This window comes from Bremerella cremea (genome assembly GCF_003335505.1).
Lineage (GTDB): Bacteria > Planctomycetota > Planctomycetia > Pirellulales > Pirellulaceae > Bremerella > Bremerella cremea_A.
This window is the reverse complement of record NZ_QPEX01000045.1, coordinates 614,361-640,316: the sequence shown is the minus strand read 5'-3', so window position 1 is coordinate 640,316 and position 25,956 is coordinate 614,361. Positions and strand designations below refer to the sequence as shown.

The 25,956-nt window shown below is 55.3% G+C and carries 19 protein-coding genes and 1 riboswitch; of the genes, 10 read left to right on the top strand and 9 right to left on the bottom strand.

Annotated features, from left to right (window positions below):
* The first annotated feature begins 146 nt into the window (after positions 1-146).
* The 3 genes from DTL42_RS23400 to DTL42_RS23390 all read left to right on the top strand — a co-directional run bounded on the left by DTL42_RS23400 (position 147) and on the right by DTL42_RS23390 (position 5,288).
* Positions 147-3,293 (top strand): amidohydrolase family protein, encoded by a 3,147-nt coding sequence (locus DTL42_RS23400; RefSeq protein WP_114372768.1) that lies wholly within the window; start codon positions 147-149, stop codon positions 3,291-3,293.
* A 67-nt stretch (positions 3,294-3,360) separates the two neighbouring features.
* Positions 3,361-4,602, top strand: coding sequence for an amidohydrolase family protein (locus DTL42_RS23395; RefSeq protein ID WP_114372766.1), 1,242 nt, complete (start codon positions 3,361-3,363; stop codon positions 4,600-4,602).
* Positions 4,603-4,685: 83 nt separating this feature from the next.
* Positions 4,686-5,288: a nitroreductase family protein gene (locus tag DTL42_RS23390; protein ID WP_114372764.1), complete on the top strand. Its 603-nt coding sequence runs from the start codon at positions 4,686-4,688 to the stop codon at positions 5,286-5,288.
* Between the two features lie 51 nt (positions 5,289-5,339).
* Here the strand turns inward: DTL42_RS23390 and DTL42_RS23385 are convergent, their stop codons facing one another.
* Entirely contained in the window at positions 5,340-6,338 is a 999-nt protein-coding gene (locus DTL42_RS23385) for a hypothetical protein (RefSeq protein WP_114372762.1), read from the bottom strand.
* A 208-nt stretch (positions 6,339-6,546) separates the two neighbouring features.
* Between DTL42_RS23385 and DTL42_RS23380 the strand changes: the two genes are divergently transcribed.
* Positions 6,547-7,296, top strand: a complete 750-nt coding sequence (locus DTL42_RS23380; protein WP_158545526.1) for an ABC transporter ATP-binding protein — start codon at positions 6,547-6,549, stop codon at positions 7,294-7,296.
* On the top strand, positions 7,293-9,095 hold the full coding sequence (locus tag DTL42_RS23375; RefSeq protein WP_114372757.1) for a hypothetical protein: 1,803 nt from the start codon (positions 7,293-7,295) through the stop codon (positions 9,093-9,095). The genes DTL42_RS23380 and DTL42_RS23375 overlap by 4 nt, the downstream gene beginning before the upstream one ends.
* A 44-nt stretch (positions 9,096-9,139) precedes the next feature.
* Here DTL42_RS23375 and DTL42_RS23370 read toward each other — a convergent pair whose 3' ends face one another.
* The 3 genes from DTL42_RS23370 to DTL42_RS23360 all read right to left on the bottom strand — a co-directional run bounded on the left by DTL42_RS23370 (position 9,140) and on the right by DTL42_RS23360 (position 13,389).
* Positions 9,140-10,609, bottom strand: a complete 1,470-nt coding sequence (locus DTL42_RS23370; RefSeq protein ID WP_199590201.1) for a DEAD/DEAH box helicase — start codon at positions 10,607-10,609, stop codon at positions 9,140-9,142.
* Positions 10,610-11,019: 410 nt separating this feature from the next.
* A complete protein-coding gene (locus tag DTL42_RS23365; RefSeq protein ID WP_114372755.1) occupies positions 11,020-11,958 on the bottom strand; it encodes an epimerase in 939 nt (312 codons plus the stop codon).
* Positions 11,959-12,036: 78 nt separating this feature from the next.
* Positions 12,037-13,389 carry a sugar porter family MFS transporter gene (locus DTL42_RS23360; protein ID WP_114372753.1) on the bottom strand — a complete coding sequence of 451 codons (1,353 nt, stop codon included), beginning with the start codon at positions 13,387-13,389 and terminating at the stop codon, positions 12,037-12,039.
* 235 nt (positions 13,390-13,624) lie between these two features.
* Between DTL42_RS23360 and DTL42_RS23355 the strand changes: the two genes are divergently transcribed.
* From DTL42_RS23355 to DTL42_RS23340, 4 genes are all read left to right on the top strand, one after another.
* Complete coding sequence (locus tag DTL42_RS23355) at positions 13,625-14,950, top strand: UDP-glucose dehydrogenase family protein (protein ID WP_114372751.1); 1,326 nt, start codon at positions 13,625-13,627, stop codon at positions 14,948-14,950.
* A gap of 41 nt (positions 14,951-14,991) precedes the next feature.
* Positions 14,992-15,960 carry a UDP-glucuronic acid decarboxylase family protein gene (locus DTL42_RS23350; RefSeq protein WP_114372749.1) on the top strand — a complete coding sequence of 323 codons (969 nt, stop codon included), beginning with the start codon at positions 14,992-14,994 and terminating at the stop codon, positions 15,958-15,960.
* An 81-nt stretch (positions 15,961-16,041) separates the two neighbouring features.
* A riboswitch (guanidine-III (ykkC-III) riboswitch) is annotated at positions 16,042-16,105 on the top strand.
* A 33-nt stretch (positions 16,106-16,138) separates the two neighbouring features.
* Positions 16,139-16,462: a DMT family transporter gene (locus tag DTL42_RS23345; RefSeq protein WP_114372747.1), complete on the top strand. Its 324-nt coding sequence runs from the start codon at positions 16,139-16,141 to the stop codon at positions 16,460-16,462.
* A gap of 221 nt (positions 16,463-16,683) precedes the next feature.
* Complete coding sequence (locus tag DTL42_RS23340; RefSeq protein WP_114372745.1) at positions 16,684-18,075, top strand: alkaline phosphatase PhoX; 1,392 nt, start codon at positions 16,684-16,686, stop codon at positions 18,073-18,075.
* A gap of 177 nt (positions 18,076-18,252) precedes the next feature.
* Here DTL42_RS23340 and DTL42_RS23335 read toward each other — a convergent pair whose 3' ends face one another.
* From DTL42_RS23335 to DTL42_RS23320, 4 genes are all read right to left on the bottom strand, one after another.
* A complete protein-coding gene (locus DTL42_RS23335) occupies positions 18,253-19,044 on the bottom strand; it encodes a hypothetical protein (RefSeq protein ID WP_114372743.1) in 792 nt (263 codons plus the stop codon).
* 79 nt (positions 19,045-19,123) lie between these two features.
* A complete protein-coding gene (locus DTL42_RS23330; protein ID WP_114372741.1) occupies positions 19,124-19,930 on the bottom strand; it encodes a hypothetical protein in 807 nt (268 codons plus the stop codon).
* Complete coding sequence (locus DTL42_RS23325) at positions 19,927-20,763, bottom strand: hypothetical protein (protein ID WP_114372739.1); 837 nt, start codon at positions 20,761-20,763, stop codon at positions 19,927-19,929. The genes DTL42_RS23330 and DTL42_RS23325 overlap by 4 nt, the downstream gene beginning before the upstream one ends.
* Positions 20,763-21,608, bottom strand: coding sequence for a hypothetical protein (locus DTL42_RS23320; RefSeq protein WP_114372737.1), 846 nt, complete (start codon positions 21,606-21,608; stop codon positions 20,763-20,765). The genes DTL42_RS23325 and DTL42_RS23320 overlap by 1 nt, the downstream gene beginning before the upstream one ends.
* Before the next feature lie 225 nt (positions 21,609-21,833).
* Between DTL42_RS23320 and DTL42_RS23315 the strand changes: the two genes are divergently transcribed.
* On the top strand, positions 21,834-23,435 hold the full coding sequence (locus tag DTL42_RS23315) for a glycine--tRNA ligase (RefSeq protein WP_114372964.1): 1,602 nt from the start codon (positions 21,834-21,836) through the stop codon (positions 23,433-23,435).
* Between the two features lie 45 nt (positions 23,436-23,480).
* On the opposite strand, the gene DTL42_RS23310 is transcribed toward DTL42_RS23315, so the two are convergent.
* Entirely contained in the window at positions 23,481-25,724 is a 2,244-nt protein-coding gene (locus tag DTL42_RS23310) for a diguanylate cyclase domain-containing protein (protein WP_114372735.1), read from the bottom strand.
* Positions 25,725-25,956 lie beyond the last annotated feature (232 nt).

Below are 25,956 nucleotides of genomic sequence, written 5' to 3'. Positions count from 1 at the left end.
AACAAAAATGTGCAGTTGATTGCGCAAAAGGATATGGAATGCACCCTAAAGTGGAGGCTATCCTTGGTACTACATGCGTTTCTCCTGATTAGGTGAACTAGATAATTCGCTTTTCTTGCCAATTGAGCCTGCCTGGATTTTTCCTAATGAAGTATTCCTTCTTGCTTAGCTGCTGCCTGGTTGCAATTTTCAGCATTGCCGCCTGGGCCGAAGCTCCTCAGCAGACGTCTCGCCACGACGAAGGTCTCCGCCGCCACCCGGTCGAGGTTTACGCGATCACCAACGCAAAGGTCGTGACGCGCCCTGGCGAAGAGCCGGTGGCCGCGACGATTGTGGTGCGTAATTCGAAGATCGTGGCGTTGGGCCAAGACGTTCAAATTCCGCCAGAAGCGGAAGTGGTCGATTTAGAGGGGAAGTACCTCTATCCTGGCTTCATCGATAGCTACGGCGAAGTGTCTTTCAGCGCCGCCGGACAGCGTCCGCCTCTTGCGTATTGGAATCAGAACATTCGGTCGGACTTCAACGTTAGCTCGGCCATTAAAAGCTCGGACTTGGCGGCCAGCGACTATCGCAAGCAAGGTTTCGTGGCTCGCTTGATCGCGCCGCAAGATGGTATCTTGCGCGGGCAAACGGCCATCTATTCGCTGGATGACGGCGATGTGCATTATCGACAACTACGCGATGCGTTTGCCTTGGCAGGGCAGTTGACCCTTACACGGCGCGGTCCACGCGGCAGCTATCCGAATTCCCCGATGGGAGCCGTCGCGCTGGCTCGGCAGTCTTTCTACGACGCCGCTTGGTATCGCGATGCCCTACGTGCTTCCGAGAAAGATGCCACACTGCTGCTGCCAGAAACGAACGTCACGCTGGAAGCGATGCAGCCTTACTTGGCTGGCGACTTGCCGGTGATGATTGAAACGAGCGACGAACAGTTCGCCACGCGAGCCGATATCTTTGCCCGTGAGTTTGGTTTAGACCTGATTGTGATTGGCAGTGGCCGAGAATACCGTTTGCTGGACGAGATTGTCGGAATGAAACGGACGCTGGTCGTGCCGGTCAATTTTCCGAAAGCCCCCAACGTCGCAACGCCAGAAGCAGCTGCCGAGACGTCGCTGCTCTCGTTGATGCACTGGGATCACGCCCCTGAAAATCTGGCTCGCTTGTCCGAGAAGGATGTCGAGATCTTATTGACGACGCATCGCTTGGAATCTCCTTCGTTGTTTTTAAAGAATCTGAGTACGGCGGTCGAACGTGGTTTCGATGCCAACCAGGCCTTGGCCGCGATGACAACCGTTCCGGCGAAGCGTTTGGGAATCGACAATCAGCTGGGCACCGTCGAAGAAGGGAAGTTGGCCAGCTTCGTCGTTACCTCGAAGCCGCTGTTCGAGAAAGACTCGAAAGTGGTCGAAACTTGGGTCAACGGTCAGCGTTACGAGCACGATCAGCCAGCCCCTAAGCAGCTTGCCGGGGATTGGAAGATCGAAATGCAAAGCCCACCCAAAGATGCCGCCGCGACTTTGCTGATGCATTTGACCGGCCCCAAAAACATGAAGGGAACCGTTCGACCGGCTGAGACCACTCCGAAGTTCAAAGAAAAGGTCGAACTGAAATCGCTGAAATATGACGAAGGACGAATCGTCGGCCAGTTTATCGCCGACAAGTTCGGCCCGCGCGGCGTGGCGACGTTGTCGATTACGTTCGAGGAAGATGCCGAGTCGATGCTGGGCACCTTGCGCTGGCCTGACGGAACAGTCTCGGCGGTGACGATGACTGCTTCGGGGATGGATGAAGCGAAAGAAGAAAAGAAAGAAGAGGCCGCCGAGGATGGCGATCAAGAGGATGCCGAGGAAGAAAAGAAGGACGACAAGAAGCCGCAACTGGCCAGCTTCCCGGTTCAATACCCACTCGGCTCGTTCGGACGCGTGAGTCCGCCGGCAGAGGCTGGGCTGATCGCTTTCACAGGAGCGACGGTGTGGACGTGTGGCGAGCAAGGCATCCTTGAAAACGCGACCGTGCTGGTCTCTGACGGCAAAATTAAAGCGGTCGGTGTTGATCTCGAAATCCCGGAAGACGCCACGGTTGTCGATGCTGCTGGGTTGCACATTTCGCCCGGCTTGATCGATTGCCATTCGCACATTGCCACCGATGGGGGCATCAACGAAAGTGGTCAGGCCATTACTGCCGAAGTTCGGATTGGTGATTTCATTGACGCCGACGACATCGATATTTACTGGCAGTTGGCCGGCGGTTTGACGTCGTCCAATATCTTGCATGGTTCGGCCAACCCGATTGGTGGTCAGAACCAGGTAATCAAAATGCGGTGGGGCTTGCCTGCCGAGAAGTTAAAGTTCCAAGGGGCTCCGCAGGGGATCAAGTTCGCCTTGGGCGAAAACGTCAAGCAAGCCAACTGGGGCGATGAGTACACCACGCGTTATCCGCAAACACGCATGGGGGTTGAGCAGATCTTCCAAGACGAGTTCCGCGAAGCGCAAGAGTATCAGGCCGCTCAAGAGGCTTACGCTCAGTCGAAGCAGGGACTGCCTCCACGTAAAGATCTAGAACTGGAAGCCGTCGCCGAGATTTTGGACGGTTCACGGTGGGTGCATTGCCATAGCTATCGCCAGGACGAAATCTTGGCGTTGATCCGCGTGCTGGATGAGTTTGACATCCGTATCGGTTCGTTTCAGCATATCTTGGAAGGCTACAAAGTGGCCGACGCGATGGCCCAGCATGGGGCGACCGCTTCGTCGTTCTCGGACTGGTGGGCTTACAAGTTTGAAGTGAAAGACGCGATTCCCTACAACGGGGCAATGATGCACCAGCAAGGCTTGGTCGTGTCGTTCAATTCCGACGATGGGGAAATGGGACGACGCATGAACCAGGAAGCCGCCAAGGCAGTGAAGTATGGTCACGTTAGCCCGGAAGAAGCGTTGAAGTTTGTGACCCTGAACGCGGCCATTCAGCTGCGAATTGAGGATCGCGTTGGTTCGCTTGAGCCGGGTAAGGATGCCGACCTGGCCATCTGGAACGCTTCGCCTCTTTCTAACTTTGCCGTCTGCCAGCAAACGTGGATCGATGGTCGCAAGTACTTCGATCGGAAAGAAGCTGAGAGCGACAAAGCCAAGTTTGCCCAGATGAAGAATACCTTGATTCAAAAGGTCCTCGACTCGCGGGCCCCGATGCTGAAGGAAGGGGAGCATACCGAAGATCCTTCCGACCTGTGGCCACGTTGCGACGAGTTCTGCCACGCTCATGGTGATCATGGGCACGAACATGAACACGAACACCACTAGTCTGCTGGTGGTGTGATTGTGTTGTGTTGGTTGCTTTCATTCATCTTGAACTCTGTGAGATACCATTATGTTCTTCAATAGCAAACTGCTCTCTCTTGTTTTCGTGCTGACAACGGTTGGCCTGGTTTCTGCTTCGGATCAAGTCCCAGGCAAAATGCCGTCAGGCCCGGTCGCGATTGTCGGAGCGACGATTCATCCGGTCTCAGGCGACGTGGTCAAAAAGGGAACCATCCTGTTCGAGGACGGTAAAATTGTCGCTGTCGGCAAGAAAGTGAAAGTGCCGAAAAGTGCTCAAGTGATCGAAGCGGAAGGGAAGCATGTTTATCCTGGCTTGTTCGAGCCGTATACCCGCATCGGGCTGACCGAATACTCGGCCGTTCGCGCGAGTCGGGACTTTAACGAAACGGGCTCGCTGAATCCCAATGTCAAAGCGAACGTGGCCGTCAATCCCGATAGCGAAATCATCCCCGTGACTCGTTCCAATGGTGTGTTGTTGGCGTTGTCTGCGCCCAGCGGCGGACTGCTGGCAGGGCAGGGGGCCGTGATGCAATTGGATGGTTGGACCTACGAAGACATGACCATTCATCCGCGTGCCGTAATGGTGGCTTCGCTGCGAAGTGAACGTGATCGTGAAAGCTTGGAAGAGTTCTTTGACGAAGCGAAGCAGTACGCAGCCGCTCTCAAAGCTGGCGTCGAAATTCGTCACGATATGCGGTTGGAAGCCATGGACGCCGTGTTGGCTGGCGAACAGCCAATTGTGATCGAGGCCGACCATTGGGAAGACATCGTGCGGGCAGTCAATTTCGCCGAGAAACAAAAGGTAAAGCTCGTCATTTTGGGCGGATACGATGCCCCGAAGTGTGCCGAGGTGCTGAAAAGGGCCGATGTCCCGGTGATTATTTCGGCGGTCCACCGCACGCCGCTGCACGTTGACGAGCCGTACGACGGGGCATACACCCTGGCGAAAGAGCTGAAGGAGAAGGGGATCCAATTCTGCATCTCTGGCTACGATCGTTCCAGCACGTGGAATGCCCGGAACCTGCCGTATCATGCGGCGACCGCTGCGGCGTTTGGTTTGAGTAAAGAAGACGCGATCCGCGCGATCACCCTTTCTCCAGCCGAAATATTGGGAGTCGCCGATCGAGTTGGCAGTTTGGAAGAAGGCAAAGATGCCACGCTGATCGTTTGTGATGGCGACCCGATGGAAGCCGACACGCATACCGAGTTGGCCTGGGTTGCCGGTAAGCCGGTCGATCTGAACAATAGTCAGAAGATGCTGTACGAGAAGTATCAAAAAAAGTATGAATAGGGTGGCATCGAAATTGCGGTTAGGATGCTGTAATTGCCGGCGTTGCTATTTTCACTTTTTTGATTTTTGCAAGGAGCGAGCCCATGACCAAAGAAGCCAGCACCCACCATCCCATTCACGACCTGATTGCTAAACGCTGGAGCCCTTACGCGTTTGCTGATCGCGAGGTATCTCAGGCCGATTTATGCGGTGTGTTGGAAGCGGCTCGCTGGGCGCCTTCTTCCTACAACGAACAGCCGTGGGCGTATATCGTGGCCACGAAGGACTCGCCGGAAGAGTTCGAGAAGGTGCTGTCCTGCCTGGTAGAAGGAAACCAGGCCTGGGCCAAGGCCGCCCCTGTTTTGATGTTGGGTTGCGTCAACACCCAGTTCCAGCGAAACGGTAACCCCAACGCCGCCGCCGAACACGACCTGGGCTTGGCCTCGGCTAACCTCTCGTTAGAAGCAACCCATCGAGGTTTGTTTGTCCACCAGATGATCGGAATTTTGCCCAGCAAGGCGAAAACCGTATTTCAGCTTCCTGACACCGTGATCGCAAAAACCGGCCTCGCCTTGGGCTACGTGGCCGATCCAGAAGTTTTGCCTAATGACATCAAAGAACGAGACCTCGCCCCGCGCCAGCGAAAACCGCTGAGCGAGTTCGTCTTCACCGGCAAATGGGGCGAAACATCTGCGGCGGTGAAGTAGCTTACTTCTTCACAGGTTGTTAAACGGCCGTCTGCTCCTGGCGGCTTCGTTTCATTTCTCTGCCCAGAAGTCATTCTCGTCGAGATTGAGAATGGCTTCTCCGGCCAAGACCATCGGCCAGGGACCGAGCACGCCGGTGTCGCTGCCGGAAGGGCCTGGCGTGGCAAGCTGGAACGAGGTTGCTGTCGGCGCGTAGAGAAACGGCTTACCAGTGAAGGGGGCGAGCGGAACGTTTGGCAGGATGCTCGGCGTAAGCTGGGACAGGTCGCCGGGGTATCGATCGGTCGCGCGGTAAAACGTTCGCAGAGCGAGGTCAATCGTTAGCATCCGTAAGTGAGCGATCAGGCGTCGGTCTTGGTTGCGGTAGAGGCCATGTCGGTCCGCCTCGGGCCAACTTGCCATTTCTTCAATTTGTTGGGTGATCCAAGTGTTGACCTCTTCCGGTATCTCGGGATCGTCGTCGAGTATCTCTTCTAGTTCTTCGAAGTCGACCTCTTCGTCTTCATTGCCCGTTGCTTTTTCCCACTGTTGGTCGCGGGCGATGATGATGCCGATCGACTCGATCTCCTGTTCGAGTTGAGGAAGGAGCTTGATCCATTCGGCTCGTCGCTCTTGGTCGATCTCTGCTCGAACTTTCCTTAATTGCTCTACGCCAGTTAAGGAAATCGAGGAGGCAGTCAGCATGTCGACGATCAGCCCGCCACGCCGCAGCGCGTTGCCCAAGCGAAGCAGATCGAGCCCGGCGTTGACGACCTGATCAAGTTGCCGGTCGAGTTGGGCCAACTCGGCTTCCAGGCGAAAAGAACAAGCCAATTCGCGCAGCGGAACGAGTTCCGGGCCGTGCTTCTTAAAGAAGTCCTGCTCGAAGGTCAAAGGAACGCAACATTCAGGTGTCAGGCATTGCCGGGCATCGTTCAGGATATGGCGATTCTCGTTGACGACGCGTGACAGTTCGGACAAGTCGGTCTGCTTGTCGAGGTATTGCAGATAATCTGGTAAGTGAACCGACTGGGCCAACGCCACAAGCCGCTGGTAAGGAGTTTCTGACACGTGATGAGTCTTCGGTGGGTGCTGTATCGTTTGCGGAAGAGCTTCGCGAATTATAAGTGCGTGGGCTGAGTCGCAAAAGTAATTTGTGATTTCCCGGCCAGCATAAAATTGCCAAGAAACTCGACGATGGAACGAATACCTATTATGATGCTTCGCGGTCCTTCCTTTTAGGAGGAGGCTGCAGTTTGTCGTAAGAAAGGGTACGCACTTGTCGGTCGAACGAATCTCGCTGGTGAACGCTGGGCGTGTCTTCAGTGGCAAATGGGCTCTGCGCGGTATCGAGGCCACGCTGAAACCAGGCCAGGTCTACGCTGTGCTAGGTGCCAACGGCGCCGGTAAATCAACCCTTCTGCGGCTGATGGCCGGCTGGCTGCCACTGAGTGAAGGACGAATCTTGTTCGACCAGTCTCCCATGCGTCCGACCGCGACCCACTTGCGGCGAAAGGTGATGTTATTGGAAGAGCATACCGTCAGCAGGAACGGAGCCCGTTCGAAGCCAACCGAGACCTTGTGCAGTACGATTAACGACTACCAGGCCGACCGACCCAATCTCGAACAGGATATTGCCGATTGGTACGAGCGGTTGGAAGTGACTTCCGTCTACAATAAAGACGAACGCTCGATGTCGAAAGGTCAGGCCTACAAGATCAAGTTGATTGGTTTGTTTGTCGTTGCTCCACCGGTGTGGCTATTGGACGAACCCTTTTCTGCCGGGCTCGATGCGGACGGGCTGAAGGTATTGGAAGAACAAATGCTCGCGCATGCTCGGCGCGGGGGAATTGTCGCGTTCACTAGTCAGTGGCCAGAGCATGCCCGTCGCTTGGCTAATTGGACAGTGGTATTGGATGATGGACGCCTGGCCTGGTGTGCCCCGCCGCAGGAAGCGCCTTCTAAAGAAGCTCGCGCCAACGGGGCTTCTTCCTTGGAAGCCGTGCTGCAAGGTTTGGGACCACAATGAACCCTTTCATCGACAAGACGGCGCTGGTTAATCGCACGAAGCACAAGCTGCGTTATCGATACGCCCGCTGGCTGGCGAAGCACAAGCCTGAATGTTTTTGTTATCGCCCCGCTTGGCGTAACTTTTGGCGAAAGTCGCGGCGAGTGGCTAGCAGCTTGCATCGGTTGCTGGGGGGGAAACGCTATTTCACGTTCGTAAGGAATGTGCTGCTCGGGGTAGGGACGATTGTCGGGGCTGTGTTCTTGGCGGTTCTCTTGTTCGCCTGTCTGGCTTACTCGTCAGAACTCCTCCGCGAGAACCCTGGTCGGGCGAAGATTTCCTCTGAAGTGACCACGGAGATTGCTTTTGCGCGCCTGACGCTGATGCAGTATTGGTTCGTCTTCTTGTCGGTCGTGTTGGGTCTGAGTTACCGCAATGGCCGACCGGATGATCCACGCCCTCAATTCGTTGCCCGAGATCAAACGCCGCGTATCCAGCTTATCGCACTGCGAGTGATCGCGAGTGGAGCGATTTTGTTGACGCTGCCGGGAGCGATTCATTGCCCCACGACTCTTCCCTTTTACGCCCGAAGCCTACTCGCGACGGGGATTGCTGGGGTGACTGTGGCGGCTGCTTGTTATTGGTTGGGCAGATGGCTGGCACGAATTCATGTTCCCAATCGTCACGACTGGTATGGCACGGGCATGTTCATGATGGGCATGTTCGTGGTGGGAGGTAGCATACTGCTGATGATGGATCCTCGGCTTGTGGACATCGCGCAGGAACTTGCGTGGTGGGGGCCGGTTGGTTGGCTGAATGCTCAAGCAATGGAGATCGGTCGGGGCAGCATGGCGGCCGGATGGTTATGGGGCTTGGGCATCGTGGTATGCGGACTGGTGACATTCCAACTGCGACGCCAAGTAAGGTCACCGCAGCACTGGCGAAAAGTGCTGACCGATGAAGCGATTGAGCTGCCGCCAGAAGAAAGCAGCATTGCCCGTAGCAACGTTTCCCAAGTAGAACTCGCCCTGCAGCTGCGTGAAAAAATTCAAGCCTATCCTACCACGTGGCATCGCTGGTTGGTTCCCCATTGGTTGCGGGAGGAATGGACACTGATCGCGATTGCAGCCGTGCTGACCTGCCTGGTTCAAGGGGTGGCGATTGGTTTTCACTGGTGGTTCGAGCGGATTCAAGCAGACGGAGGACTGGGGGAAGGGGAGTCACTTCTGTTGCCCTTTGACGAAATAATCGCCCTGGCCGCGATGGGGTTGATGATGTGGTCAGTCGAGGTGATGGGCATGTTGGTCGACGATCAGCAGCAGTTACGCGAAATTCAACGACGTCCGGTTTCTGTTGCTCAGCTTTGGCGAACGGTGCAGTGGCACGGCCTGGTTCGCACGCCGGCAATCTTGTTGGGGGTGCTTCCCTTTTTGGTCGTTCCGCTTTACTTGACGTGGGATCGTCCCTGGATTCCTTTCCTGATGATCGGGGTGGCGTTGTCGTCGATGATTGCTACGCGGACGGGAATTGTAGCCTCGGTCTTGGCGATTGTGGGGGTAACGCTTCTGCCGGCGTGGTTGCTTTGGCTGGCGATTGTTTACTTTTACGTTCCTGCGGCGGTGGTGATCTATGCCATGTACTCGAGCATGCCAGACTTCATGACGAGTGGGCTGACGTTGCCGTTTCGCCAGTTGAGTGCCCATCTGCTGGCGATTTTGCTACTGGGAATCGGCTGCGTGATGTGGCATTGGTACGGAAAGCTCCCCTCAGAAATCACCGCGCGGCCAACTGCCCAAAAGAAAACCGCCGCAAGCGAATGATCGCTTACGGCGGTTTCGTATTTCACGTTTTAGCGGTTGAAGGCTTACGCGCTGGCCGGACGGCGGCGTTGGCCTTTGCGGGAAGAGCCGCCAGCGGATTGGTGGCCGCCATGGCCGCCGCCAGCTTTCTTCTTGCTGAAGAACTTGCCGCCTGACTTTTTCTTGAAGCCAGAGCTTGAGCCCGATCCTTCTCCCTCGCTCCCACCGGAAGCGTTAGGCTTAGAACCGAAACGACGTGGCTTTTTGCCAGGCTTGCTGAAGTTGCCACGACCGCCGCCACCACCACGCGAGCCGCCGCGACGGGGGCTGTCGTGGACGATTGGTTCGGTGGTCTCGAAACCTTCGATGGTTGCTTCAACGGGAATGTTGATGCGGGTTAGGCGTTCGATTTGTTTCAGAAGACGACGTTCGCCGCCAGCACAAAACGAAACGGCAACCCCTTCGGCACCGGCTCGAGCCGTACGACCGATGCGGTGAATGTAGGTTTCCGGCGTCTCGGGCAGGTCGAAGTTGACCACGTGCGTGACGTCGTTCACATCGAGACCACGTGCGGCGATGTCCGTAGCGACCAGCACCGGCGGGCGTTTGCTTTTGAACTGAGCCAGCGTACGGCCACGCACGTTTTGGCTTTTGTTGCTGTGAATGGCCGCAGCCCGCAGGCCGTCTTTTTCCAGCAGCTTAACGATCTTGTCGCAATCGTACTTCGTGCGGACGAAGACGAGTGTCCGGCTACGAGGTGTGTCTTGCAGGTAGCGAGAAAGCAGTTCTGGCTTCCGCTTTTTGTCGACAAAGTGGACCGATTGGCTGATCCGCTCTGCCGGAGCCGAGATCTGGGCAACTTGAATTGCGACCGGATTGGTCAGCCATTTTTGGGCTAACTCGCGAATCTCTGGCGGCATTGTGGCCGAGAACATCAGTGTCTGACGTTGCTGCGGCACAGCGGCGACAATTCGCTTCAAGGCCGGCAGAAAACCCATGTCGAGCATTTGGTCGGCTTCGTCGAAAATCAGCATTTCGATCTGGGAAAGATCGATGTGACCTTGCTCCATCAGGTCTAAAAGTCGGCCAGGTGTGGCGACCAGGGTATCAACGCCGTAGCGAAGATCGCGAACCTGAGGATTTTGCGAAACACCACCAAAGACAACCGTGTGCTTCAGCGGCGTGGCCTGACCGTACTTTTTCAAGCTTTCGCCAATTTGGGCGGCCAGTTCGCGGGTGGGTGCTAAGACCAACGCCCGCAACGGGCGCGGGGCCGGGCGCGGGGCACCAGGATCTCGTTTGCCTTTGACGCGCTGTGTGGGTGGCTTAGGAGGAAGTGTTTCCAGCAGGCGATGCAGCATGGGAAGGGCGAAAGCGGCGGTTTTACCGGTACCCGTTTGCGCACATCCGATCAGGTCGCTTCCAGCGAGAACGGCAGGAATCGCTTGAGCTTGAATCGGCGAGGCCGTTTCGTATTTCAGCTTGGTCAGCGCGTTCAGGAAGGGTTCAGCAAGTCCCGTGTCGGTGAACTTCATCTAGGGAATATCTTTCGGTGGACGTTCTGCCGGCGCGGAAAATCACTATAGGTGAACCGCGTGCGCACAACGTAGGCCCCATTAAAAAGGACCATTGCCAAGTTACCGGCCAGCGTCGCTGCGATACGTCGCAGGAGAATCGTACACCTAGTAAAACTACTCAGGTGGTGGCCGTAAGGGGCAAGATAATCAGTCGCGGTCGAGAGAACGAGCAACCTGGGAAGAGTTTGGAACCACCCGCTAGAGGGCTGGTTCGGTCCAGGTGACCGCTAAAATCGAGTCGAATGAACTTGACCGAACCGAAGGAACGGTAAGTCTCACACCTTAATATGCACCCTATCATAGCACTGGCTTAGGGTTTCGGCTAGGTGGTTTTCCCCGGAAGGCAGTACGAAGGAAGCGGTCACTGCTTATTTCTTAGCCAAAAGGTCACGCAGGGCGTGCTCTAAATTGAGGAAGGAAAAGGCAAAGTTTTCTTCGGCCAGACGCCGGGAGACGACATAGCGGCCAAACAAAGCAAGTTCGGGATCGGTTTTTAGGAGGAGAGGGGCCCCCAGTCGGACCATCCAAGCCAACGCAGGCAGGCCAAGCCGAATCCCCAAAACTCGCCGTAAGGTTCGCATGAATTCTGTTTGAGCAACAGGATTGGGGGAAGACGCGATGTAAGCACCGTGCATTGTCTCGTCTTGCAAGGCACGATGAAAGAGGCGATTCATGTCGGTTTCGTGGATCCAACTCATCCCTTGGGTGCCGCTGCCGATTTTGCCCCCCAAACCCCAGCGGGTGATGGTCAAAAGTCGCGCTAGGGCACCGGCTCCGGCGCCGCGATCTTTCCCTAGGACGAAACTGGTCCGCAGCACGACGGATCGTTGTGTGGGAAGCACCGCTTCACGGAGGGCTTCTTCCCAGGCTTGGCCGACCGTTGGGGCTAGGCCAATACCAAAAGGGGAGTCTTCCGTGCAGCGAACATGGGGCGGATCGCCGTAAATATGCGCCGTCCCCATTTGCACCCAGACCGGCGGAGGCTGCCGCAAACAGCGCATTGCCTGGCCAAGCACCAGGGTCGATTCGACACGCGAACGGAGGATTTCGTCTTGGTGATCGGGGGTTTTAATGCAATCGACCGAACGACCTGCCAGGTTGACTAACCCTGCTGCGTTTTCCAAAGACTTCTGCCAATCGCCAAGCGAACGACCGTCCCAAGCCACATGCTGCCAAGGGCCGGAAGGACGCGGGGCACTGCGGGAAAGAATGGTGACTTGATAGCCCTGCGAAGTAAGTGTGGTTGCTAGAGAGATCCCCAGAAAACCACTGCCACCGGCGATTACGATTCGTTTTTGAAGGGGCATCTCGATTGGTTCCCAAAGTGTTGAGGTTTACTGGGAACCAACCGAAAGGGGTTGATAGAAGTAACTGTCCGTGGTGTTTTATTCGTGAATGCCAAGCTTGCGTTCGATTTCTTCTAGGGGAACGCCTTTGGTTTCTGGCATCATTAGCAGCACCCACACCAACTGCAGGACCATCATGCCGCAGAAGAAGCCAAAGATGGTCGACGTGGGAAAGGTTTCGACCACGTAGGGAAAGACCAGCGTCAACGCGGCGGCAAAGACCCAGTGCGTCTCGCTGCCGAGAGCCTGACCTTTGGCGCGGTAACGATTGGGGAAGATCTCGGAAATGAACACCCAGATCACCGCACCTTGTCCGATGGCGTGGGCGGCGATGAAGGCAAACAGGCAAGGGGCGACAATCGCATACTGCTCGGCATGGAACGCCCAGGCACAAAGCCCCAACGACGCGATGTAGCCCAGCGAACCGATGATCATCAATGTCTTGCGTCCGAGACGGTCGATCAGGGCCAGGCCGACAAAGGTGAAAATTAAGTTGGTAATCCCCAGGCCAATCGATTTGAGCAGCGCAGCATCGTTTTCCATGCCGGCAAGTTCAAAAATGCGGATCGAGAAATAAAGGATCGCATTGATGCCGGAAAGCTGGTTGAAAAAAGCGATGAGAAACGCCAGGGTGATGGGGAGCATCAGTCTCCGCGACCAGAAGCGGCTTGTCACGGCAACTTGCTGAGCGGCCGTTTCGATTTCATTGGTCAACTTCTGAACCTCTTCCTCGGTCGCGTCAGGCATCACCTGTTGCAGCACCTCGATTCCGGCTGCCCGATCTCCTTTTTCGGCAATGAGCCACCGGGGGCTTTCTGGCAGGCTGAAACACAAAAGGGAATAGATCAGAGCCGGCAACGCTTCAATACCCAGCATCCAACGCCACGCAACCGAGGGTTCGCCGTCGGGGCCATCGGGAAAGATTTGAGCGATGGTATAGTTCGAGACGAACGCGATCAGAATTCCGAACACGATGTTGAACTGGAACATACCGGCTAGTTTGCCACGGTTGCCGGGGGGAGAGATTTCCGAAATATAAAGGGGAGAGGCGACCGTCGAGATCCCGACCCCCACCCCTCCGATGAAGCGGGCCAGCATGAACGAGGTAAAATCGGTGGCCAAACCGGACCAGATGGCGGAGACAAAATAGAGGATACCGATCGAAATCAACGTTTTGCGTCGTCCGAATTTATCGGTGGGAACCCCGCCAATGCCGGCCCCGATCACGGTGCCCCATAAAGCGGCGCTGATCGCTAGCCCATGTTCAAATTTGCTTAGCTCCCACAGCCCTTGAATCGTTTTTTCCGCGCCGGATATGACGACGGTATCAAATCCAAAGAGAAAACCGGCCAAAGAGGCGGTTACCGACCATAGGATGACGCGATTCTTCATGGGGGGCCGCTAGGAGGAGCTAGGATCAAGGATAAGACGCGTGAGACGCTTTTCTGCTAGTTTTCGGCGAATTCTCTTTACACTTTAACAGGTATCCGAGGGGATTGCTGCAGGGGCGGAGGGCAGGAAGTGCTTGCATGCCGCAGGAATAGAGGGTCCGCGGACTGTGTTCTTAGGCGAACTTGACTACAATGTCGGACTTAGATGTTCGCTCCGCACCAGTAGGAAGAAATTGATGAAGCTGGCAGTCATTGGCACCGGGTATGTTGGACTTGTTACCGGAACGTGTTTCTCCGACTTAGGGAATGATGTGACGTGTATCGACGTCAACCAAGCCAAGGTCGAGGGACTCAAGCAAGGGATCATTCCAATCTACGAGCCTGGTCTGTCTGAACTGGTTTTACGAAATCATGAGGAAGGCCGCCTGAGCTTCACAACCAGCGTGGCCGAAGCGGTGCCGGACGCGGATGTGGTTTACATCGCGGTGGGTACCCCCCAGTCCGATAGTGGTGCGGCCGATCTGTCGGCCGTGTGGAAAGTCGTAGAAGACATCGCCCCCCACCTGCGCGAAGATGCGGTGGTTGTCGTCAAAAGCACCGTGCCGGTTGGTACCAATGGTAAGGTATTTGACTTGCTGCAGAAGCTGACCGGGCGCGAGTGCCACGTGGCCAGCAACCCTGAGTTTTTGAAAGAAGGCTCGGCGATCGACGATTTCATGTATCCCGACCGGGTGGTTTGCGGTGTCCGCAATAAGAAATCGGAAGAAATCTTGCGGCAATTGCACGCCCCGCTTTTGCGAACAGCCAAGCCCATTTTGTTCATGAGTCCGGAAAGCTCGGAACTGACCAAGTATGCAGCTAACGCGATGCTGGCTACCAAAATCAGCTTCATTAACGAGATCGCCAATTTAAGCGAGAAGGTCGGCGCCGACATTAACGACGTCCGGATTGGGATGGGGCACGATCAGCGAATTGGTTTTCAGTTCCTCTTTCCTGGCCTCGGTTACGGCGGAAGCTGTTTCCCAAAGGACGTGCGGGCCCTGACTTCGTTGTCGGAAACGCTGGACTTAGAACCACGCATCATGCGGGCCGTCGACGAGGTGAACGTTCATCAGCGTTCTTCGCTGGTTCGTAAGATCGATGCCCATTACAAGGGTGACGTCGCTGGCAAAACGTTTGGTGTGTGGGGTTTGGCTTTCAAGCCCAAGACCGACGATATTCGCGAAGCGCCGGCACTCGATCTTTTGCAGTACCTGATTGAAAAAGGGGCGAAGATCATGGTGCATGATCCGGAAGCGATGGAAAACATCCGGGCCATGTTTGGCGACAAGATTAACAAATATTGCGAAAACGTCTTAGAAGCGGTTGAGGGAGTCGATTGTCTGGCCATTAACACCGAGTGGAACGAGTATCGCACGCCTGATTTCAAGCAGTTGAAAGCCAAGATGAAGGAAGCGGTTATCTTCGACGGGCGAAACCTGTTCGACCTCGAGATATTGGAGCAAGCCGGCTTCACTTATTACTCGGTGGGACGTCGTCCGGTCAAAGCTGACCGTAGCTAGTCGTAGCCCTCTCCACAACCTTTTAGGGTGAATTGAACTCGATGCCTCAGATCAAACGCATTATGGTGGCGGGCGGAGCCGGTTTTTTGGGCTCGCGGATTTGCGAGAACTTGGTAGAGCAAGGGCACGATGTTATCTGTGTCGATAACTTCTTTACCAGCCAGAAATCAAATGTGACCCATTTGCTGACGCAGCCGAATTTCGAGATCATTCGGCACGATGTGATTCACCCGCTTTATCTGGAAGTGGACGAGATCTACAACATGGCCTGCCCAGCCGCGCCCGGCCATTATCAGTACAACCCCATCAAGACGATGAAAACATCTGTGATGGGATCGATCAATTTGCTGGGAATGGCCAAACGCTGCAAGGCTCGCTACTTGTTTGCTTCTACGAGCGAAATTTATGGCGACCCAGAAATTCATCCGCAGCCGGAAACCTATCGTGGCAGTGTGAACACCCTTGGCCCGCGGGCCTGTTACGACGAAGGAAAGCGTGCCGCCGAGACGCTGTGCATGGATTACTACCGCATGAACAAAGTGCCGGTGCGCATCGTGCGAATTTTTAATACGTATGGCCCTCGGATGCACCCGTATGATGGACGCGTGATCTCGAACTTCATTCGCCAGGCTTTCACCGGGGAACCGATTACGATCTACGGCGACGGTTCGCAGACACGTTCGTTCTGTTACCGCGATGACTTGGTCGCTGGCATTATCAAGATGATGGGTTGCGACCAGGTTGGCCCCATCAATATCGGCAATCCCAACGAGTTCACCATCAAGCAGCTTGCTGAAATTGTGATCGAGATGACCGAATCGAAGTCGAAGATCATTTACACCGACTTGCCCGCGGACGATCCGAAGCAGCGGCAGCCTGATATTACCTTGGCTCGTAAGCACCTCAACTGGGAGCCCACCACGCAGCTGCGCGAAGGGCTCAAGAAGACGATCGACTGGTTCCGAGGGATCGAACTGTCGCACTATCGTCCCCCGACCCCCAACTTTTAGTTCGTGGGCGGCTGGTACGGAAAACTGTCTGGTGCTGCTGATAGACGTTGATTAACGGGCAGTTCGAACTACAATTCTTCTGCATTGGCCCCTGTTTGGCCCCGGACGAGACGCGCCGTACCCGGTTAGGACAAGACGACGCACGAAGTTTTAACCTCGTGTCGTAGGAGCTATGTCCATGGCTTGGTGGATCTTATTATTGGCCGGTTCGTTAGAAATTGTCTGGGCGGTGGGTTTGAAGTACACCCAAGGGTTCACCCGCCCTTGGCCCTCTGCAATCACCTTAGCGGCGATTGTCGCCAGCATGTATTTGCTTTCGGTGGCGACCAAGGAGTTACCCATCGGAACGGCCTACGCCGTGTGGGTGGGGATTGGCGCGGCAGGGACTGCTATCTTGGGAATGGCCGTTCTGAATGAACCGGTCACCGTTTGGCGACTGTTTTTCCTGGTTTTGCTGGGGATCGCGATCGTGGGGCTGAAGTTTAGCGCAGCACCTGCCTAAGGTACGAAGAAAAGTCGATGAAGAAATCGTTAAGCATCTTGCCAGTTCTCGCCTCGATTCGGTAAGTTTCGAGCTACTCTTAAAGGCGTTTGTGCTGGGAATTTAACAAGGGCAATCAACAGAAAACTGGAATTCGCCTCAGGCAAAGCGAATAATCCCTCGTTTTCTCGCGCAGACATCCATTCATCGAGTTTGTTCCTTTCCGAGAATTAAAGAAGTCTATGGCCGGCTCTAAATCACGTCGTGAGTTTTTAAGCGATACGTTTTCCGTTTTCGGAGCTTTCGCCGTGGGTGGAGCGTTCTCGACGTTGGGGGCCCGCACGGCCTTAGGCGAAACGGTCAAGCAGTCGCAACCGCTGATCCCCGTGGCGGACGAGACCACCGGCTTGCCGCTGCTCAAGTTGCCGGAAGGTTTTCGCTATATCTCGTACGGTTGGACCGGCGACGAGATGAACGACGGTCAGATAACCCCACCAATGCACGATGGGATGGGGGTCGTCTCCAAGTCGGACGATCTGTTAATGCTGACACGTAATCACGAGGTCAGTACCGTTGGTAAGCCGTTTCAATTTAAAGATGGCAATCCCTACGACAACCACGCGACCGGCGGTTGTACGCAGTTGATCTTCGATACCAAGCTCGATCGCTGGATCGAAAGTTTCGGGGCGATCTCTGGCACGGTCCGCAATTGTGCTGGCGGGGTGACCCCGTGGGGAAGCTGGCTTACCTGCGAAGAGACCGTCGTCGATCAGAAAGATGGGAACGACCTGGCCAAGTACGGGCAAACGCACGGCTGGGTATTTGAAGTCCCCTCGCAAGGAACCGCTTCGGCAGAACCCATTAAAGAGATGGGCCGCTTCGTCCACGAGGCAGTCGCCATCGATCGCAAGTCAGGCTATGTCTATCTTACCGAAGACGCTGGCGATGCTGGTTTCTATCGCTTTCGCCCCAACCAGCCTGGCAAGCTGGCCGCTGGCGGTACGTTAGAGATCGCCGAGGTGATCGGTCAGCCTAATCTGCAAGGTGGCTTTCACGACGGATCGAGTTTCCCCGTGCGTTGGCATCGTATCGCCAATCCGACGCTGGAATCGCGCGACCCCAGTCAGCCGGTTGAAACCGTTTACGAGCAAGGACGCAAGCTTGGGGGCTCGACCTTCTCGCGTTTGGAAGGTTGCTGGTATGGCAACGGGCTGATCTACTTCGACGCGACCGACGGCGGGGCTGCCAAGGCAGGACAAATTTGGCAATACGATCCCAATCTGGAAACGGTCTCGCTGCTGTACGAATCACGCAACAAGCGAACGCTTAACATGCCGGACAACTTGTGCGTGAGCCCCCAGGGCGGTTTGATTTTGTGCGAAGACAACGACTACGCCGGCGAAGCACCGCTGCCGCAACGGATGTTGACCCTGACCAAAGATGGTCGCTTGAACACCTTCGCCGAAAACAACATCGTGCTAGAAGGTGAGATCAACGGCTTTAAGGGCTCGTACGTCGACAAAGAATGGGCCGGTTCTACTTTCAGCCCTGACGGAAAGTGGCTGTTCGCCAACATCCAAACCCCTGGCATCACCTTCGCCATCACTGGCCCGTGGGATGATCTGCTGATTTAAGCGCCGGCTCAGGTTGCCGAGCCCGGCTGGAATATTGGTTTGGCAAGTAGCTGACTATCTCTGTGTGCCACGGTGCCTCTGGCCCGTGTCTTGGAATCCGTATGACGTTTGGCAAGCGGTTTCATGCTTGTCACAGTGGATTGCAGGAATGGCTTGGCGCTTATTCCATCCAACTTTCTACAGATCTGTTGGTTGGCTGCCGTGATTCACAAGGTGGATCTGCTCGGCTAATTCTACGGCCCGACGGACGAGGGCCCAATCGAAACGTATCAGGTCGTGCCAAGTGCGTGTTTCCAGGGGAAGTAGATAAAGTTCGTGCGGTCCGTCGTCGGTATCGAGCACCATGCGAACCACCGCGCGATTGCCGGAGTTGAACTGTAGTTTGTATATGTCGAAAGTCCAAAGGCTGCCGCGCGGGATGCGGTACCGCTTTGCGTCCCCTTCCAGCAAGATCTCACGTTGCCCCAGGTCGAAACGAATCAGGCCGATATCGGCAATCTTGGTTATGACTGAGGAGAGGCGGAATACGGGAACCTTTTTCGGAACACTCACCAGGAAGACCAATTGGTACGGTGTCTCTTCCGCGGAAAACAACGCACCTGGCCGGACTTTCAATTGGTCGATCATTCTCGGCAGCCACCAGGCTTTGGGGGCAGTTGCTTTCTCCAGACGAACGACAAACAAGAGAAACGGAATGCCAAGTATCACCGCCAGAAGCATTCGCAGAGAGTAGAACTCGGTGACGAGAAAGATAAGTAGGATAAACGGCAACGCTAAGGCGAAACTGGTGATGCTCTCGCTTAGGACGCGGAGAAAACGCTGCTCCATCGTTCTGGCCGTTCTTGCGAAGGGAGCCGGAACATCGGTCACGTCTGCCTTGGTTGTGGGAACCAATGGATAAACTTCGGCCTGCGTCTCAGAAATATCGGCCGTGGGAGATGCAAACGGGTTGATGGAAGAATCCGACACAGTGTTCCTTAATCTCGGTGCGCTGGAATGGGGATTACCCCGATTCTAAGATCTGGCAATGCCCGATGCGAACGGATTGTCACCACTTATCTGCCGGCACTAAGCAGCGCCGTATTTCAGCGGACAAGGGCTCTGCGGTGCTTGCCAGAACCGGTCCGAACAGGGACTTTCGCATGATAACATCTGCAGGGCATAAGTGAAGCTCGAGCGGGCCATCGTCCGTTTCCAGCACAAGCCGTATAACCCACGTATTGCCCGTATCGAGCGGGAGTTCGCACAGTTCGCAGTTCCAAAGGCTGCCGTATGGAATGCGATAACGCTTCAGGTTTCCTTCTAGCAAGACTTCACGTTGTGTCATATGAGCACGAAGCAAACCGATATCAAGCGTGTGCGGTTGGCCAATGGTAAGTCGAAACGGTTTCGGCTTCTCGACCGCTCCGCTGGTCAGCGTAACGAATTGGTATGGCTCTTGGTCGGCGCGAAACAGGGGATCAGGGCGGCGTTTTAATTGCTGGATCATTCTTGCTTGCCAAAACTGCTGATCGCTGCGGAAGACGATCCCTATAAGGAGACTTTCTAACATCGAGAGCAAGAATACAACAAATAGCCCTGCCAGCGCCCAATGCTGTTGCCATGGGGATAGAGGCAGCATGGTCATTACGATGAAGCCGTATCCAATGCCAATGATGCTGATTAGAACTTGCGAAACGCGACGGGCCAGAATCGCCCAGCCATAACCGGCAGCGCCTCGATAAGGAGGGGGAACTTCCGAGATCACGGCACGCGTAGTGGGAACAAGCGGGTAGTCCTCGTCCGGATCTGGATGGCTTAGATCAAGATTTGATGTCTCGGGGGAAGCAAACGGGTTGTCATTGTCGCTGCTCATGAAGGGCCGCCTGGAACAGGGGAGGTTGGTTTGGCGGCGTGTTGCTGCTGTAACAGGATGATCCGTGTCCAATACTTCTCGGCATTCCTTTGCCGCCCGCTGTTGGTCGGGTTGTTGAATGCTTCGGCGTCACTTACCCGCAGGAATAGCTCTTGCGGTCCGGTTGTCGCTTGAAAGTTAAGTCGCAACAGCCAGATCTCGGTCCAGCGTTGGGAGAAGTGTTCGACGGAACAATAAGTAAGGCTCGCCACAGGAATGCGGTAGCGAAATTGGTCTCCTTCCAGATAAATGGTGGCAGTATACGGATCGATCCGCATCATTGCCACGTCGGCCGAGAGTTGATGGCGTGCCCGTTGCCAATTCTCTGGTGGAACGCAGGCCACAAACAGGCAGTGAGTCGAGTTAGGGGCTGGTGTGTACGATTCTGGACGTGAGCGAACTTCGCGTTGCAGCTTGCTCGCAAGGTAGCGGTCTTCAAACCAAAACGGCACCATCATGTTCGAACTGAACATGAACAGCCCCCACATCAACAGCAGCACCAACAAGGCGACCGACATGAAAATCGAGACTCGCCACGTCGAGAGAATAGGATTGCCGACGTAAAAAATGAAAGCAGTCGGCAACAGGTATATCCAATAACGGCTCAGATGCGCCCAAAGGAAATGCCAGGGTGTCAGCACGCGTCCATTCCACGGAGGAGACACTTCCTGCACGACGGCCAGGTCGGTGGCGGCTACGTCCCGCGATGGATCGCGCAGCGGAACTGGCGACGGTTCGACCTGCGGTGTCTCGAGCGCCGGCGAGGCAAACGGGTTGGGTTCGGCTTCAGACATTAGGCGCTTGCGCTCTCGCTGCTTGAGTGGTTGTCAGACGAGACGGTGGGATGCGGCTTTTCCGTATCGCGGCTGGCGATCAGCATGCTTGTGATTCGATCGTGCAAATCTTGGGCAAAGGCCCGTTGCTGTTTGAGGTCGCTGAAGTTCAAGCTCAGTAGCGGCTTGATTCCTGGTCTTAGGAAGATCTCGAACGGTCCTCCGGCCAGACGTAGGATGAGGCGAACCAGCGGAGCTTTTTTGGTCCATCGTTTCGGTTCGACAAGCTCACACAGATAGATACCATCCCAGGGAACACAAAGATGGTAATGGGCACCTTCCAGCGTAAGACCCTGGTCTTTGTCTAGAAAGACTAGGCCTGCATCGAGCATCGTTTCGAGAGTTGGTAGGTATTGGTCGTCTGGGAATTCTTCGATCACAAAAAAGTTGCGGCGGATGTTACGTCTCGTTTGCATGCCGAGATTCCTCACCAACAATAGCCGTTTCGCGAGCCTGAAATCGAAAGGAAAGCCTTCCTGGTCTTGGCTGATATAGATGAACAGCGGGGAGGTGATAAAGGTGACAGGAAGCACCAACCACTTCTCCATTGGAGTAGCTTCGCCGAGGAAGTACAGGAAAAAGAAAGAAACACAGCTGGCCCCGAAAAACCCCAGGAAAAGGCTGAGCTTGATCCGTGTCACTTGCGCGAAGAACTTAAGGTCCAAAATAGGCTCTGCCTGCAGCACCGTCGCATCAGCGGTTGCCATAAGGCAGCCTTCCGGCAAATCGGCCAGGGTTAGCTCGGGCAGGACGGGATCGGTGGAGGCCGTCGGTGAGGCGAACGGATTGATCGAATCGTTGGGCATTGGGCCGCCTGCATGAACCTATCGGAGAGATTTCTGTCCGAATTCTAAGGGAAAGTGCGTCGGAATACGAGGTTTTTGCCCTTTCAACCCACGTAGACGCCACTTGGCCCCCTGCGGTACACTAAATGGTTTACCGCTTAACGACTTACGCAGCCTGTTTGAAGCAAAAAAATCAAGCGGCTGCCACGCCAACCATCTAACGCAAGCAGAATCGACGCCATGGAAATGGAAAAGCTTGTCTCGTTGTGTAAGCGACGAGGTTTCATGTTTCAGTCTTCCGAAATCTATGGAGGAGTCAATGGATTTTGGGATTACGGCCCGCTGGGCGTTGAACTGAAACGGAATATCAAGGATGCCTGGTGGCGAGATATGGTCACCGGGCACGACGACCTGGCGCAGCTTCCCGGGGCACCGAGCGCGTATGAAATGACGGGGCTCGACTGCACGATCATCATGCACCCCCAGGTCTGGAAGTGCTCTGGCCACTACGATCTGTTCCACGATTACATGGTCGATTGCCGTGAGTCGAAGAAGCGATACCGGCACGATCAGATTCAAGGTCGTTGGGTGGAAGCCAAGGGCAAAAAGATCTTCGCTACGGCCGGTTCCGATTCCGAATCGCCGGAAGCGGACATCGAACGCCAGGCCCTCAAGTTCTTCGGCATGCGTTCCAAGAATGCAGACGAACTGAAGTGGGACGGGCCGCTCGTTTCGCTGACAACGGTTGACGACTTCGAGCAAGTCCTGGGCCCCGATGCCAAGACGCTGGGGACGTTGACCGAGCCACGCGAATTCAACTTGATGTTCAAGACGACCCTCGGTGCCCTTGGTGGCGAAGCTGACACGGCTTTCTTGCGTCCGGAAACGGCCCAGGGGATTTTTGTGAACTTCAAGAACGTGGTCGATAGCAGCCGCGTGCGGGTTCCGTTTGGGATTGCCCAGGTTGGTAAAAGCTTCCGCAACGAGATTACGCCTCGCAACTTCACCTTCCGCTCGCGCGAATTCGAGCAGATGGAGATTGAGTTCTTCTGTCATCCCGACTCGTCTTCGGAATGGTATACCTATTGGCGCGAACGTCGTTTCCAGTGGTACCAGGACATGGGGTTAGACAAGGGGAAGCTCATTTTGCGTGAGCATTCGCCTGAGGAGTTGGCCCACTATTCGATTGGTACCGCCGACATCGAATACGCCTTCCCGTTCCTGCCGGAAGGGGAATATGGCGAGTTGGAAGGGATTGCTCACCGAGGTGACTTCGACCTGCGTAGCCACATGGAAGGCAAGCTCGATCCATCCACCAACCCGATGACGGTTGAGTTGAATGCTGACGGGAAGCCGAAGCATCGTGGTAGTGGCAAAGACTTGTCCTACCGAGATGATATCTCCGGGGAACGTTTCGTGCCGCATGTGATCGAACCTTCTGCTGGTGCGGATCGGGCGATGCTGGCATTTTTGTGCGAAGCATTCACCGAAGACGAAGCTCCGGACGACAAGGGGAACATGCAAACGCGTACCGTGATGAAGCTGCACCCACGGATCGCCCCGATCAAAGCGGCCATCTTCCCCTTGGTGAAGAAGGACGGCATGCCGGAGATGGCGCAGGATATTTACCGTACGCTTAAGAAAAGCTGGAACGTCTTCTACGACGAAAAAGGGGCGGTCGGTCGTCGCTATCGTCGGCAAGACGAAGCGGGAACACCGTTCTGTATCACCATCGATGGCGAAAGTTTGCAGGACCAGACGGTCACCATTCGTCATCGCGACACGCTCGATCAGTGGCGTGTGAAAGTCGATGACTTGACGGAAGAATTGCGCAAGCAAATCGGTTAAGCAAAACGAAGAAAGGCCTGTGAAAGCAGGCCTTTTTTTATGCGCCTACGATTCTTTTTGGGAGGAACCGTGCCAGAGACGACTCCACCAGGAAGTGCTTTCGTCGATGGTGGCGACGGTGGTGTCGACGAATTCGTAAGCCACCAGATACGATTGCAAACTTTGCAGCAAATGTCGGGCTCGCTCGATCGCATCGCGTTTACGACGATCTCGATTACGGCGTGGTGAGATCGAGATTTGCACTTTCGTGTGTTGGCTGCCGTTGCCGCTTGTGATCGGGCTGAACTGGAGTTCGATGATCAGGGGGACTGCGCGGTCTGCCTGGCGACGCTGCAACGGGAGCGATTCGCCATCGATGACCATTTTGATCGATTCCTCTTGGACATCGAGAACCGCAGCCCGATGATCGACCACGAAGCCTCGTATTTTTTCAGCGGCCAGGTTCAGCGGAACACGCGTCTTCATGGCTCGCTTGAGTAGCACTTCCGGTTCGACTTTGGCAAACAAGCGATGCCACCAGTGACGACGGTCGCTGATGGACGGTTCCGAGAGGCCACCGCCGATTTGAGTGACGATGTTGCGGCCCATTTCTTTCGATTGCAGCAAAGCTCGGTCGGCTCGATTCAAGATCGAGTCTGCGGTGTCGCCCCGCTGCAGTTCCGTGACGCCAAAGCTGGCCGTCATGCCCTTACCGCCCAACGCGGAAAGAGAAATCGAAGCGAGTTCGCTGCGAATCGCTTCGGCCAGGGAAGAGGCCGATTCGCCATTGCAGTTGGGGCAAAGAATCACAAACTCTTCTCCCCCGTAGCGAGCACAAATATCGGCAGTGCGAGCATGGGTTTGCAGCAGTTTGGCAAACATCACCAAAGCTTCGTCCCCCGCCGGGTGGCCGTAGGTATCGTTAATCTTTTTGAAGAAGTCGATATCGCAAATGATAACGCTACAGGCCTTGCCTTGAGACGAGTGACGCTCGACCATTTCCGTCAACGCGCGATCCATCTCGGCTCGATTGACAAGCTGGGTCAAGGGATCGCGTGTGGCGCGATAGTGCAGCGACTCGATCTGCTCGTGGAGCGACTCCATGCCAGAGGTATCGTGCAGCTGAATTGTTGCTCCCAGGCGAGTTCCGTCTTCCCTGACAACCGGCACAATGTGGGCCTCGACCGTGATGAACCGATTGTCGGCATTGCGAATCGAAAGACCCTGCGCAGATTGAATATTGTTGACAATGGCTTGGCGGACTGGATCGGATTCAGGAGATAGGTTGCGACCTTGTTGGTCCGCCAGACCTATTAGTTCCGCCGACCAGCGATGTCCTTCGACACTTTCTCGCGTTAAACCGGTCATCCGCTCGGCGGAGTGGTTCCAGCCGATAATCTGCATGTTCAAGTCAAGGCAGATGACGGCGTCGTTATTGTGTCGGACGAAACTGTCTTGATACACACAGATCGAGCAGACGTGAGAACGCTTGATCGCCGTCAGGTTTGCTTTAAAGTGTCGATTGGCGTGATCCGGCGAAAGCACTCGCAGCCAGTGCCGCGTGTTGTGGCCAGCGATTTGCTGCGGATCGGCTTGAAGCTGGCAGAAATGACCTACCAATTCGGGATCGAACTGGGTTCCGGAATAGGATACCAGTTCGGCAATCGCACGATCTTTCGAACGAGCGCGACGGAAGATCTGATCGACCGTCATCGAGTCGTAGGCATCGACGATTGCCAGCATGCGGGCTTCGAGGGGGAGGCTGTTTTGGGTTTGGCCGAAGTTTCCCTTGCTGCCGTCGTACCAGGCATAGTTGTAGCGAATGATGTCGATGATCTCTTCGCCATCGCAGCAAGCCGACAAAATTTCCAGGCCAATATCTTGGCTGCGATCCATCAGCAATTGTTCTTCGGCGGAGAGCTTACCGGGGCAGGCCAGAACGTAGTCGGGAACCCCAATCTTGCCGATGTCGTGAAGCAACGCGGCAACTTCCAGTTGATCGCGATGGAACGGCGGCAGATCGAGTGCGATGGCCCAACGCGAACACATTTTAGCTACGCGTAGCGAGTGAGCCGCCGTCGGAAAGTGTTTGGCTTGCAGGGCATAAAAAAGGCCTGAGGCGATGCCGAGACGGACTTGAATGAGTTGATTGTCGGACTCGTTGATTTGATCTACGTTCTGTCCTTCATCACCAGATTCGTCGGCCCAGGCGAGGAGGTTCGTCAGGGCATGACCTTGGCTGTCGGTCGGTTGAGTAGAACCAGCCGAGGGCTCAATTGCACCAGGATTCGAGGTCGGTTCCAGGGCCATGGAAATATTGCGCCGTTGTCTGAGATTTAGGTGTGGAATCTGCTTTGTGCTGAAAGGTACGTCGGAATCCTTAGAGTCGCAAACTTGGCCTCTAGGAAAGCGATAAGAATTCTGCTGCCTCTTGTTTCAGATCAAAAATGCCTGGCTGCTGCTGCGGTTAGGCTCGTTGTCTGGTGGGGATTTTTCCGATAAGTTGAATTCTGAGTTTGAATTGCCTCTTGCGGTTTGAAGC